This is a genomic window from uncultured Gimesia sp. (assembly GCF_937919775.1).
Lineage (GTDB): Bacteria > Planctomycetota > Planctomycetia > Planctomycetales > Planctomycetaceae > Gimesia.
Genome location: NZ_CALFPF010000093.1, coordinates 1 through 13,792, shown reverse-complemented (window position 1 = coordinate 13,792; position 13,792 = coordinate 1). Strand labels below are relative to the sequence as shown.

The following is a 13,792-nucleotide window of genomic DNA, read 5'->3' as shown; positions in this document are numbered from 1 at the left end:
ACTTTTCTAACTTCTTTAGTGTTGGAGATGGTGAGCTTAGAGTTCCAGCATCATGTGTTATATCTAAGATCCTTTTTTTTCCATCGTGCTCCGAGATTAACTCTGCAGCTTGAAGTGAACTTATAAAAACTTCACTGAACTCTGCAATTTTATCAATGGGAATATTAAAAGAATCAGTTAGGGTATTTCGAAAGAACGGTGCATCAGGTAAGTTTTCGCCACGGTAATGGCCATAAACATCCGAAATTACTGGAGCGTTAAGCACGGCTTCTTGAATTCCACCTAGCTTGTCCTGCGCACTTTGTGGACGTAAGATTTTCTTTGCTCGATCAGTGACAGCAATCAAACCAGCCTCTGGTCGTTCAAGAAACCCATATTTAATCCCAGAACTTACTTCTACTTGATAGGGACCGGCAGCTCCTACACCAAGATAGCTTGCTGACTCTTTAACAGAACAAGGCTTACCAGCATTCTGATCTAGAATTGCGTTCGGAATCCGAAGGGCTTTATCTACAGCATGTCGGGGATAGTTTGGTAATGCAGATGTTGATTTTGCAGTTTTATTTGATGCTTTTTTCTTTGGAAGTTTCTTTTTTGATACTTTCTTTTTAGCTGCTTTTTTTTCTGGCCTTTTAGTACTCTTTGGGACTATTGTACCAACTGCTTTTTGCTCCATATCGCAACCCCTTCTGAAACACAAAAACATAAACAAATATTCACACAACATATAATACAAATGAATCATATATTGTGCAAACAATCTAATTTGAATTAATTGCAATAGGATTAAAACCATTTCGTGCTTTTCGTGGTAGCAAAAAACGACATCAGAACCAGCTCACCCGCGCCGTTTCCACCGCTGTCGGGCCGCGTCGAGCAGTACCGCGATAATAATCACCGCCCCCGTGATCACACGTTTGATCGGATCGGTCGCCCCGATCTGTGCCAGGCCGGTTTGCAGTACCGCGATGATCAGCACGCCGAAAAATGTATTGATCACCGAGCCGCGGCCCCCCATCAAACTTGTCCCGCCGATCACACAGGCGGCGATGGCCGCCAGTTCCAGGCCGACGGCCGCGTTCGGGTCGGCGGTGGAAAGACGCGAAGTCTGCATCACGCCCGCCAGTCCGCAGAGCAGACCGCTGATCGTGAACACGGCGATGGAGCAGGGGGCCGTTCGAATGCCCGACATCCGCACCGCTTCCGCGTTTGTGCCGATCGCGACACAATAACGGCCGAAAACCGTTCGCGTCAGCAGATACTGTCCCAGCGCCACAATCACCAGCGACAGCAGAAACGCAGGCGAGAACGCAAAGCCCTTGAGAGGCACCCCGATCCATTCAATCGACGAACCAATGTATTTCGTCTGCGAATCAGTCATCAGATACGCGCTGCCCCGCGCCATCTCCAGCATGCCCAGCGTGACAATAAACGACGGTATGCCCGCCTTCACGCTGATCACGCCGTTCAACATCCCGCAGAATGCACCCACGCTCAAGCAGACGGGCACCGCCGCCCAGAGCGGCCAGCCATAGTTGACCATGCACACACCCATCACCGCCGATGATAGCGCCAGCAGCGAACCGACCGACAGGTCAATGCCGCCAATGATCAGCACCAGCGTCATCCCGACCGCAATCACCAGCAGGTCGGGAATCTGATTGGCAATCGTGATCAGCGTCTGCTTCGATAAAAAGTTGTTGCTCATCAGACTAAAAATCAGAATCAGCAGCATCAGCACACCCACAAGGCCCGCGTATTGCAACAGCGACGACAACAGACTCCCGCGTTGTGAGCGCGGCGAGTCGACGGCAGACGTTTCGATAACAGGGGCAGGGGCGTCGGTCATGATGTGATTCCTGAAACAGTGCGTGTCGCTTGTTGTGTGTATCCCGAAAAACAGTCCTGCATAATCGCTTCGTACGACCATGTTTCGCGCGTGTATTCCGAAACCAGTCGGCCCGCCGACATCACGCCGATCCGGTCGCAGGTCTCGAACAGCTCTTCCAGATCACTGCTCACGATGATCAGCGCTTTGCCTTGTGCGGCCAGTTGGTCAAACAGTTGATGAATATTTCTGCGGGCCGCCACATCGATGCCGCGCGTTGGCTCATCGAACAGAAACACATCGGCCTCTTTCAGCAGCCACTTCGCGACCGCCACCTTCTGTTGATTGCCGCCGCTCAGCGTGCCCACACTCTGTTCGATATCGCGTGCGTGAATCTGCAGCCGCACGCGTTCCGCTTCGACCACCGCCACTTCCTGGCGTCGATTAATCACCCCCGCGGCTCCGGTCAGCAGTTCCAGACTCGACAGCGTCGTATTCACCCGAATCGACTGCGACAACAGTAGCCCGTTCTGCTTGCGGTCTTCGGTCACCATCGCCAGCCCCGCTGCGACCGCTGCCTGCGGATGATGAAACCGGCGCGATTCGGTCTCGCCTCGTAAAAAGAGTTCTCCACTCTCCGCCCGGTCTGCTCCGAAAATCAGCCGCAGCAGTTCCGTGCGCCCCGAGCCCACCAGACCGGCGATCCCGTAGCGTTCCCCCGCGCGAACCGAAAAGCTGACATCCCGCACCGCCGGCGCACGGCTCATGCCGGCCACGCGAATCATCGTTCGTTCCGTTGTGTAAGACCGATGATTCTGCAACGCATGCAGAGCCGCCTGCGTTTCGCCCGTCATCAGATCAATCACGCGTTCGATCGGCTGAAACTCACTCACCGCATGCGTACTCACATATTTCCCGTCCCGCAGCACCGTCAGCCGATCTGCAATCTTCGCAATTTCATCCAGCCGATGACTGATATAAATTATGCCGACACCTTGTTTGCGAAGCTCAGCGAGTCGTTGAAACAGCCGCTCGGTTTCGCCCGCACTGAGCGCCGCCGTCGGTTCGTCCAGAATCAGCAGCTCGCAGTTCCGGTCCAGAGCCGCCGCGATTTCCAGCATCTGCTGCTGACCGACGCCGAGACTGCCCGCGCTCCGATCGGTGCGAATCTCAGTCAAACCAAACCGATCCAGCGCCACCCGCGCCTGTGCATGCAGCGCCCTGCGATCAATGATCCCCCAGCGCTGCGGATAACGGCCCAGCAGCAGATTCTCGGCGACAGAAAGCGTCGGAATCAGATTCAATTCCTGCTGCACGATCTGCACACCCTGCGATTCCGCGAACCGCTTGTCGGCGGGAGAGTAGGGGACGCCATTCAACGTCATCGTGCCCGATGTCGCCGGTATCAGTCCCGCGATAATCTTACACAGCGTACTTTTCCCCGCACCATTCGCACCGAGCAGCGCATGGATCTCGCCCGCGCGGAGTTCGAACTGCACACCGTCCAGGACGCGCACGACGTAATCCTTGCTTAAATCGCGGACCGTCAATCGCAGCGGCTGCGGCGCGTCGTTCATTTCAGAACCTCAGCAGTAATCAGATCCACGGGGGTTTCGCGATCTTCAATTTTTGCGTTGGGATCTTTGATTAACAGCAGTGCGTGTTCAATTCCGAACACCGCCAGCTCGCCGCCGTGCTGATCCGCGGTGGCGAGTATCTGCCCGTCCTTGATCGCCTGCTGTACCGCCGCGATGTTATCGAAACCGACGACAGCCACCGCGCCCGCCTTGCCGTTATTCTTCACCGCCGCCAGTGCTCCCAGCGCCATGCTGTCATTCGCTGCTAGAATTGCTTTGACGTTCGGATGTTCGCTGAGCATCGACAGCGCCAGCGTATTTGCCATGCTCATCTCCCACTGCGCCGACTGGCTGTCCACAATTTTCACCCCCGCCTCTTTCATCGCTGCTTCAAAACCGAGCCGTCGCTGCGTGCCGTTAAAGGAAGTCCGAATCCCTTCCAGCATGAGCACTTCATCGCCGGCTTTTAATTTCGAAGCCAGATAGTCGCCCACTTTTTTCGCCCCTGCCTGGTTATCCGGGCCGACAAAGGGAATCGCGATTTTTTCCGTCGTCAGTATTTCCTCATCGAGTTTATTGTCGATATTGACGACCACCACACCTGCTGCGCGGGCCCGGCGCAACGCCGGCACGAGTGCTTTCGAATCAGCGGGGGCAATCACAATCGCATCGACGCCGCTGGCTACCATTTCTTCGACGAGTGCCACCTGACGGCTTAAATCCCGTTCATCTTTGATACCGTTCACGATTAGTTCGTAATCGCCGCTATGTTCCTTCTGATGCTGCTCGGCTCCTTTGGCCATCGACGAGAAAAAATCGTTCGCCAGCGATTTCATAATCAGCGCGATCCGCGGCTTTTTGTTTTCCGGTTTCGCAGCGGCAGCTGGTTCTGCCTGATCCGCCGGTTGCGTGCAGCTCAACAGCAGACAACAGACCGCCAGTAGCAGACAGGGAATTAATGGTGTCCTGAACTCATTCATCGGAGCGCTCCAGTTATAGTTGTTCTAAAAGTGTTTCGATCTGTTCTCGCGTCGGCATTGCTGTCTGGGCACCGGCACCAGAGGCCGCCAGCGCACCCGCGGCTGATGCAAACTTCACCGCGTCCATCAAATTCGCGTTCTCCGCCAGTCTCACGGCCAGTCCCGCCGCAAACGCATCGCCGGCCGCCGTCGAATCGACGACATTAATTTCAAACGGCGGCACCGTCTGCACTGTCTCACCATCAAACACAACAGCACCCTGTTCCGCCATCGTAATGATCGCCTGCCGGGGGCCCAATTGCGTCAGCTCTTTGATCAACGCAACGGCGTCCTCCATCGAGTTTACCGGTTTACCGAGTAGAGCCGCCGCCTCGGACTGATTCGGGCAGATCAGATCGACGTGCAATAAATCACGGTGAATGTTCGCCGGAACAGACGTCGGTGCAGGGGCCGGGTCGAGAATCACACGCACGCCCGCTGCCCGCGCAATTGACGCTGCCGCGATCACCGTCTCTACCGGAACTTCGAGTTGCATTAACAACACATCGCTCTCACAAATCACACGCCGTGCCTGTTCCAGCTCTGCATTCCCGACTGATCCATTGGCACCGGGGACGACCAGAATCGCGTTCTCGCCGCTCGCTTCGACCATCACGACTGCCACGCCGCTGGTCGTATTTTTCTGTCGCGTGATGTGAATCGTATCGACGCCTTCCGCTTGCAGATTCTGCAGCAGTTGCTCTGCGAAACTGTCATCACCCACGCAGCCGATCAGCGTTACGTCCGCCCCCATGCGGGCCGCGGCAACCGCCTGATTGGCACCTTTGCCGCCCGGGTTTTCGACTTTCGAGTCGGCAATCACCGTCTCACCGGGCAAAGGCAACTTCGCCGCGCGGATCATCAGATCCATGTTGATCGAACCCAGCACTGCGATTTTCGCACGTCGCCTCTCGTTCATCAGAGTCTCCCGGATTATTTGACTGGGGGCTGACTGGAAAGTTGCACGAGTGCTTCAATCAACCGAGTACGCTGCGCGTCATTCAGTTTCAGAAATTGATGTCGGCCCTGCGCTGATTTTTCAAACGTCGTCAAACCGTCCGGCTGTACGGTCACGGTGCCCGCTTCCGACAGATCGAAATAACCGCGATGGGGAAAGACCGCGTACAGCACGCTCGTCAGATCCCAGGTGGGACGATCGTGAGGCGGTGGATTGTAGAGAATATAAGCTTCCGCCAGAGGATGATGGGGCACGTAGTTAAAATCCTCTTCGATGCTCTCGTGCGGGTAGGGGACCGACAGACCGATTTCAAACCCGCTCCAGACCACCGGCGTCGGCCAGTCTGAAGCCAGCTTTTGTGCTGCCGGGATATCTTTCACGACGTTGTATTCACGATGGTCGACCAGCTTTCCCTTACTGGGAATTTTTTCAAACGCTCCCGCCATCATCGACATCAGTTTGACTTTCTTTGCAACTAGTTCTTTCCCCGACAGAGGGCTGATGTCATCCCCGGGTGACTTGAGTAGGCTCGCCAGATTCGTTGAAAACCCGACCTGCGCGATAACGACCGACTGATCTTTTGCTCCCGCCAGCGCGGTTCGCAGCACGGTCACTGCAGCGGGAATCTGTTTCGGATCTTTCAGATCGTGCGGATACCGCAACTCGCCGCCGTCCTGCTTTTCCGCCAGCACATTGAATTTTCCCTTCTCAGGTGTGACGCCGCTCTGGCAAATGCCGATCGGAATATTCCCTTTGCCATAGAACGTATTCACCGCATCCGTGAAGGACGCAGCCAGCGGATTGTCTTTGGTGATCGTCACCGCCAGCAGCTTGCAGTCGCCGCGGGCTTCGAGTGCGTGAATCATGCCCAGCGCCAGTACGTCATCGACGTCGTTACCGATATCGGTATCGAAGATCAGTGGCACAGGGCGCTGTGGTTCTTCCGCGAGTATGCTCATCGCTGGAAGTAAGCATAGCGTACAGAGAATCAGCAACCGACAAGCGAGCGACTCAGTTTGCAGTTTCATTTCATTAAATCCTTTTCCCTGATTGAAAATCGCCCCGCTATCACCCGATCTTCATTATCGAAGCGCGGATCATAAGCTGGACAGGAATACGATGTTGTCTCTCTTCGGGTAGCGCGCCTGTTTTGATCTGTCCCATCAGCAGCCGCGCCGCCACGCGGCCCAGTTGACTCACATCCTGATTCACCGACGTCAACGGCGCCGCCAGATAAGCGGCGAAGGGATGATCGTCAAAGGCGATCAGTGACAGATCATCGGGAATCTTCCGCCCGAGTTCGCCGGCAGCCCGCAATGCACCTAGCGCGTTCTGGTTACTGAAAGCAAACAGCGCCGTGATCTCAGGATATTCAGAAAGCAGTTTGCCGGCGGCCTGATAACCGGATGTTTCGTCAAAATGATTGCCCGCAATCAATGCCGGATCAAAGGCGATATTCTGTAACGCGAACGCTTCCCGCACGCCGACTAATCGTTCCGTATTGGGCAGCGTATCAGGCAAGCCCTGCAGGATGCCGATAGTGCGATGTCCGGATTCCAGCAGCAGTTTTGTCGCCGCCCGCGCGCCTGCGCGATGATCCGAGGTAACCGTGACCAGATCTTTGTGATCAAAACCGCGGTCCACCAGCACGAGCGGCAGTTTCTGTTTCGCGATTTTTGTGAGATGCTGATTTCGAATTCCGACCGGGCAGACGATGAGACCTTCAATCTGACGGGCCAGCAGTTGTTCGACCAGATGCACTTCGGTCTCGCTGTTTTCCTGACTGTCCGTGATCAGCACTGAGAACGCGTTCTCTTCCGCCGTCAAGGCAATTTCGCGTGCGATCGCTGCAAAAAACGGATTCGCAATATTCGGCAGGACAATGCCCCATAACTTAGTACGTTGAGATCGCAACGACCGGGCCAACAGACTCGGCGAGAACTGCAGTTTCTTCGCCGCATCCCGCACCGATTTCTCCGTCGTGCTGCTGATCCGGTAGGCTTCCGCTTTCCCCGACAGCGCCCGGGAAGCGGTCGAAAGACTCACCCCGGCGGCTGCCGCCACCTGTTTTAACGTAATCGGTTTGCTCGTAGACTTGCTCATGGAACCCCTTTGCACAATCGATTGTGCATATTAGCAAATCAGGAGTGAAGATCAAGTTCTCAAGAGAAATTTCTGGTAAAGGAACCAGTCAGAGCAAACGATTCCTATCCGTAGGGGATGACCCATGTGTCATCCCGCCTGACGACGTGCGATACCAAACCACGCTCGGAACGGAACCGGAACCAACGCCGCACGGCACCACACAATCCACGTCGAAACAGCGGGCCGCCACACAGGGCGGCCCCTACTTTTCACATCACACCCGCGTTGGAAATAATTCGGCGTTGACGGCCACACCGTTGCTCAAACATCTTATTGGAATGATCCGACTTCATTCGTAGGGGATGACCCATGTGTCATCCCGCCTGACGACGTGCTATATAAAACCACGCTCTGAACGGAACCAGAACCAACGCCGCACGGCATCACACAATCGACGTCGAAACCGCGGGCCGCCACACAGGGCGGCCCCTACTTTTCGAAGCACAACAGCGTTTTCCCATTCACTGTTGGCAAGCCAACAGTGCCACCCGATTTCATGATCCAAAAAAAGATTAATACTACGAAAGACGCGAAATGATGTGATTAATTCGTAGGGGCAGGTCTATGTGCCTGCCCGCCTGACGACATTCTATGCCAAGTCACCCTTAGAACGGAACCGGGATGAATGTTGCACGCCAACACACAAACCACGTCGATACTGCGGGCGACCACATAGGGTCGCCCCTACAATCGAATAAATGAGAAAACGGTTGAATCAGACCCCGAAAATCCGTTCTCTCTTACTTCTCACCCACACAAATTAACTTGCCACGGGTACGGATGAAAATCCGGCCGTCGGCGATTGCCGGTGTTCCCAGAATGGAATCACCCATGTCGTTTTTGGCAAGAATTTTCTGTTCGGGTCCGTCTTCCAGTACGACGATCTTGCCGTTCTCGCCGGCAACGTAAATCTTGCCGTCGCCGTAGATGGGGGAAGCGAAGTAATCACTTTCGTTCTGAATCCGTTTGGGGCCCCAGAGTTTTTTGCCTTTTTCAACTTCAAAACAGGTCGAGATCCCGCCCCCTTTGACGAGGAACATGCGGTCTGCGGTGACCAGCGGCGAGACGATATGATCGGTGTGTTTGGTGGGATGTTTCCAGAGCAGGTGTGTTTTTGTGACATCGCCGCGACCGCCTCCTTTGACGGCGAGGATATACTCCTGGGCCGGTTCTTCGCCGAACTTCGCGCCTGCTTCGTTGCCGGGGGGCAGAAAGGCGATGTCCAGTTCTTTCCCTTCGAGGAAGCCGTCTTTATTCAGATCGCCGCGGTCAAACGTTTTTTTGTAGAATGCTTCAGGTACTTTCGTTTTCCCGACAAACGCCTGAATTTCCTCTTTGGTTACTTTGCCGTCACTGTTGCCGGTCTCCCAGCGATCGATGGAAGCCAGCCACTGATTGGCGATGCCGCCACTTTGTACCGAGATGTAAATCACACCGTCATGACTTACGGGCGTCGTTTTAATATTGCGTAACAAAGTCTGCGCAGTCCAGAGTCGTTTGCCGGTCTTGGGATCATAGCCAATCAGCTTCCCTGTTCCCGCAACGACAATTTCATCCCCCTTGTCCGTTTCGCAGATCACCGGATGCGAATAGTTCACCGCCTGATCGCTGCGGTCGTCTTTCCAGACGATCTTTCCGGTCTTTTTATCGAACGCGTAAAAGGCGGGCGCTAGATCATCGTCCTGACAGAAGAGCACCAGATCTTTATAAAGTGTCGGCGACATGCCCGCGCCCCACTTGAAGACAAAATAAGGGATGGGAAGTTTCTGTTCCCAGACGTCGGCTCCGGTTTCCGCATCGACGGCCAGCATGCCCAGCGTACTGAAGTAGAAATACACGCGTTCGTCATCGGCAGCAGGGGTCGTTGCGGCGAAGCTGTTGGTCTTGTGAATCTCCAGCAGATCGCCGGTCTTCCAGACCCGTTCCCACAGTTTTTTTCCGGTCACAGCATCAAAGGCATACAAGGCGACTTTGTCCTTGTCGACCATCCCGGATGTAAAGACACGACCGCCAGCCACAACCGGGCAGCCGATCCCATCCCCCAGCTTGGCAGACCAGATCACATTTTTCTGATCGTCGAATTCAACCGGCAGTGGGTTTTTCGCCGTGGAAACTCCCGAACAATTCGGCCCGCGAAACTGAGCCCAGTCTTCCGCCTGCACGGAAGGGGTCGCATGCGGGAAACTGAAACCTAAAGTGACTAAAGCCAGTAATACAGCCTGTTTTCGCAGTGAATGCATCAGAGAAATCTCCTGAAAGTCCGATTAGCAGATAGATCGTGCGCTGAATAAAGCTCCCGGTTCGGGGCAAGTCTTTTTTCACTGTACCCGATCTTTTCACTAAAACCCACCGCCGATCCCTGTTTTTTAACGTCCTTTAAAAACATATCAAAAAACTTGCATATAATAGAGACAGACAACCGATCAATTGTTAGAATGGCGCGCTAATCAGCCAGGCCGCCTCACCAGAGTCCTCTTTTCTGCATCAGATTGAATTTCTGTCACACGCCAGATTGAAACAAGCGAAAGGGTCTTTCCATGTTCTCGATTCTGAATCATCCCCGCCGAACCGCTGCAGGACTCTCGCGACGGGAGCTGCTCACGACGGGGGGTGCAGGTTTACTGGGACTGACCCTGCCCAAAATGTTACAGGCAGAGCAACAGCAGATCATTAATCCCTTTCAGGGGGGCCGTGCAAAATCGGTGATCTTCCTGTTTCTGTTCGGCGGCCCGAGCCAGCTGGAAACGTTCGACCTGAAACCCGAAGCCCCCAGCGAAATTCGCGGCCCGTTTCAATCGATTGACTGCCGCACACCCGGACTGCTCATCAGCGAACACCTGCCACATCTGGCGAATGTGTCTGATAAGTTTTCCGTCATTCGCAGCATGACCCACACCTTCAACGATCACAGCGGTGGCGGCCATTATGTACAAACCGGAAAACGCTGGAGCATTCCGGTCGGCGCTGGTTTTGACGCCACCCCCAAAGACTGGCCTTCGATGGGCTCGGTCGTGGAATATCTGACACAACAGTCGCCGGGAGGCCTGGATCGCGATCTGCCTAATTATTCTGTCGTGCCGAATCGTCTGGGACGACTGCAGGCGGGCGGGCGTTATATTCGTCCCGGTGAATACGCGGGCTGGCTGGGGCGTGCCTACAACCCACTCACAACAACCGTTGATCAACGGGACTCATCTGACAATCCTTACTGGCGTGACTGCACCGATGAAGAATTGAGCTTTGAAATTGAAGGCCTCGCTCCGGAAGTTCCTCTGTCGACCATTCGGCGGCGCATCGATCTGCTCAAACACTTTGACAGCATGAAACGCAATTTTGACAAAGCCGACTCAGTGGTCTTTGATCGTTTCCGACAACGGGCCCTGGCCCTGTTAACTTCAGACAACACACGTAATGCCCTCGATATCAAAGATGAACCGGAGGCGCTCCGCAATCAATACGGGCGACATCTGTTCGGACAATCCTGTCTGATGGCCCGCCGTCTTGTGGGAGCGGGCGTACGATTTGTCACCGTGCACTACGACTGTGTCGACGGTTACAGCTGGGACTCGCACCGCAACAGTGACGATGTGAAAAAGCATCTGCTGCCCACTTTTGATCAGGGGTGTGCTGCGTTACTCGCAGACCTGGATCAGCGCGGCATGCTGGATGAAACACTTGTTGTCGCGATGGGAGAAATGGGACGTACCCCCAAACCGAACAACGCCTGGGGCCGCGGCCACTGGAGCCAGCTCTTCCCGGCCCTGATTGCCGGCGCCGGCATTCAGGGGGGAACGACTTACGGACGCTCCGACCGACTTGCCTCCAAACCGGCAGAACATCCTGTCAGCCCCGAAGATCTGGCCGCCACGATTTACTGGGCGCTGGGCATCGACCCCGGTTTAATGCTGCCCGATTCACTCGACCGCCCGATTCCGATCAATGATGGTGGTGTACCGCTCAAACAATTATTCGGTTGAGCGCACTTTATTCGTAGGGGATGACCCATGTGTCATCCCGCCTGACGACGTGCGATATAAAACCACGCTTTGAACGGAACCGGAATCAACGCCGCACGGCATCACACAATCCACGTCGAAACAGCGGGCAACCACATAGGGTTGCCCCTAAATTAAAAACTACAATTCGGGAAATCCTTGCATTCCTGCGTCGGATCGGCTCCAATCGGTGTTGTGACAAATATTCTGATCTGCTTCCTTCTTGCCGACAAGGTTTTCCGATGACGCGCCTCATTTTAATCGCCTGCCTGTGCTCCACCACGGTCTGTTTCGCCGCTGATCCTGCACCCACATTCAAGCCTCAAATCATCGATGACACGGTAGAAATCGGTTACGGTACCGCCATTGGTGATGTGAACGGCGATGGGAAACCGGACATTATCCTGGCCGACAAAAAAGAATTCGTCTGGTATCAGAACCCGACCTGGAAACGGCATGTGATCGCTGAAAATCTGACCGTACGGGACAACGTCTGCATCGCGGCCCGGGATATCGACGGCGACGGCAAAGTCGAAATCGCGGTCGGCGCACAATGGAACCCCGGAGATACGCTGAATTCGGGCGCTATCTTTTATCTCGAACCGCCGGCAGATCGAACACAACTCTGGAATCCGATCCAACTCCCGCATCAACCGGTGATTCATCGCATGCGATGGGTCAAACTCGCCAAAGACCATTTTGCCCTCGTCGTCTCCCCACTGCATGGCAAGGGGAACAAGGGGGGGGAAGGGGCCGGCGTGAAACTGATCGCTTACGAAAAACCGGTCAACTCCAAAGACGCGTGGAAACAAACCGTCATCGAAGACACATTGCACGTCACGCATAATCTCGACCCGGCACAATGGAATCCGCAGACGGAAGCCGAGGAAATTCTCTACGCGGGTCGCGAAGGGGCCATGCTGCTGACCTACGACGCAGGTGAATGGAAAAAACAACCGTTCCCTATCATCGAAGGGAGTGGGGAAATTCGGATGGGACTCCTGGCACCGACGAGCCGGTTCATCGCCACCATTGAACCACTGCACGGCGACAAGCTAGTTTTGTATCAGTCCGATTATCGCAGCGAAGGTTCCGATACGAAGCCAACCTCAATCGTCAGTCGCCAGATACTCGACGATAACATTAAAGCCGGCCATGCGGTCGCCACCGCCGACCTGTTCGGAAACGGTCGTCAGGAAATCGTCGCTGGCTGGCGGACACCCAACAAAGATCAGAAAGTGGGAGTCAAAGTTTACTGGTCGACCGACGCTACAGGCAAAACGTGGAAGTCGGCCTGGATCGACGACAACGGCATGGCCTGCGAAGACTTGCGTCTGGGTGACCTTGATGGCGACGGGCGGATCGATATCGTCGCAGCGGGCCGTGATTCGCATAACCTGAAAATTTACTGGAATCGATCCGAATAAAAACATGCGGGCAAGTCATGTTTGCGATATGACTTGCCCGCAGTGATTACATGGTTCGCCCGCCATCCACCACCAGCAGTTGTCCGGTGGTGAGTGTTGTTCCCAGTGAAAGATACATGACCGTATCGGCGATGTCGTCGGGCAGGGAAGGGCGGGGGATCGGATAACCAGACGTCTCCGCCGCCAGTTGTTCGTCGGTCATGATGCGTTTGAGCCAGCGGCTGTCGATCGGCCCGGGACAGACCGAATTCACGCGAATCTCCGGACCCAAGGCGCGGGCCAGCGATTTCGTAATCGTATTCAGGCCCCCTTTGCTGGCGCAATAGGCAACGCTCGAACCGCGACCGTCGATGCCTGCGGTCGAACTGACATTCACCACCGATCCGAATTCGCTTTCGCGCAGCAAGTGGGCGGCTGCTCGAACGCAAAAGAAGGGCCCTTTCAAATTCACTCCCAGAATCCGATCCCAGATCTCTTCGCTCATCGCGTCCAGGTCTTTATGCTCGATGAATTCGGTCGTGGCTGCGTTATTCACGAGTACATCCAGTCGACCCCACTGCGTTTCGACTTCGCCGATCATCGCCTTCACGGCGGCGTCATCACTCACATCACACTGAATGAGTAACACATTCGCCCCTGACTCTTCGAGCAGAGATTTGGTTTCAAGAGCTTCGTCTTTGCTGCGCGAATAATTCACGACAATGTCAAAGCCTTCATCCGCAAACCGCAGCGCACACGCACGACCGACGCCTGTGGCTGATCCGGTAATCAAGGCAACATTATTTTCATTCATGAGAGGGGATTCCAGTTAAGTGATTCTATTCAAAGTGAGAGTTAAATTTT

The 13,792-nt window shown here is 54.8% G+C and carries 10 protein-coding genes and 1 pseudogene; 2 read left to right on the top strand and 9 right to left on the bottom strand.

What is annotated here, in order from left to right:
• The 8 genes and pseudogenes from Q0294_RS02480 to Q0294_RS02445 all read right to left on the bottom strand — a co-directional run.
• Positions 1–676, bottom strand: a pseudogene (locus Q0294_RS02480) (hypothetical protein); the annotation flags it as partial.
• A gap of 162 nt (positions 677–838) precedes the next feature.
• Positions 839–1,849, bottom strand: a complete 1,011-nt coding sequence (locus Q0294_RS02475; protein ID WP_299460581.1) for an ABC transporter permease — start codon at positions 1,847–1,849, stop codon at positions 839–841.
• Complete coding sequence (locus Q0294_RS02470) at positions 1,846–3,405, bottom strand: sugar ABC transporter ATP-binding protein (RefSeq protein ID WP_299460579.1); 1,560 nt, start codon at positions 3,403–3,405, stop codon at positions 1,846–1,848. The genes Q0294_RS02475 and Q0294_RS02470 overlap by 4 nt, the downstream gene beginning before the upstream one ends.
• Positions 3,402–4,385: a sugar ABC transporter substrate-binding protein gene (locus tag Q0294_RS02465; protein WP_299460577.1), complete on the bottom strand. Its 984-nt coding sequence runs from the start codon at positions 4,383–4,385 to the stop codon at positions 3,402–3,404. The genes Q0294_RS02470 and Q0294_RS02465 overlap by 4 nt, the downstream gene beginning before the upstream one ends.
• Positions 4,386–4,398: 13 nt before the next feature.
• Complete coding sequence (rbsK, locus tag Q0294_RS02460; protein WP_299460575.1) at positions 4,399–5,343, bottom strand: ribokinase; 945 nt, start codon at positions 5,341–5,343, stop codon at positions 4,399–4,401.
• Between the two features lie 14 nt (positions 5,344–5,357).
• Positions 5,358–6,410, bottom strand: coding sequence for a nucleoside hydrolase (locus Q0294_RS02455; protein WP_299460573.1), 1,053 nt, complete (start codon positions 6,408–6,410; stop codon positions 5,358–5,360).
• 40 nt (positions 6,411–6,450) lie between these two features.
• Positions 6,451–7,485 (bottom strand): LacI family DNA-binding transcriptional regulator, encoded by a 1,035-nt coding sequence (locus Q0294_RS02450; RefSeq protein WP_299460571.1) that lies wholly within the window; start codon positions 7,483–7,485, stop codon positions 6,451–6,453.
• A 782-nt stretch (positions 7,486–8,267) separates the two neighbouring features.
• Positions 8,268–9,767, bottom strand: coding sequence for a PQQ-binding-like beta-propeller repeat protein (locus tag Q0294_RS02445; RefSeq protein ID WP_299460569.1), 1,500 nt, complete (start codon positions 9,765–9,767; stop codon positions 8,268–8,270).
• 297 nt (positions 9,768–10,064) lie between these two features.
• Between Q0294_RS02445 and Q0294_RS02440 the strand changes: the two genes are divergently transcribed.
• The gene (locus Q0294_RS02440) at positions 10,065–11,504 is read left to right on the top strand and encodes a DUF1501 domain-containing protein (RefSeq protein WP_299460567.1); all 1,440 of its coding nucleotides are present in this window, start codon (positions 10,065–10,067) and stop codon (positions 11,502–11,504) included.
• Between the two features lie 260 nt (positions 11,505–11,764).
• Positions 11,765–12,949, top strand: coding sequence for an FG-GAP-like repeat-containing protein (locus Q0294_RS02435; protein ID WP_299460565.1), 1,185 nt, complete (start codon positions 11,765–11,767; stop codon positions 12,947–12,949).
• Between the two features lie 46 nt (positions 12,950–12,995).
• Here Q0294_RS02435 and Q0294_RS02430 read toward each other — a convergent pair whose 3' ends face one another.
• Positions 12,996–13,742: an SDR family oxidoreductase gene (locus Q0294_RS02430; protein WP_299460563.1), complete on the bottom strand. Its 747-nt coding sequence runs from the start codon at positions 13,740–13,742 to the stop codon at positions 12,996–12,998.
• Positions 13,743–13,792: the final 50 nt, after the last annotated feature.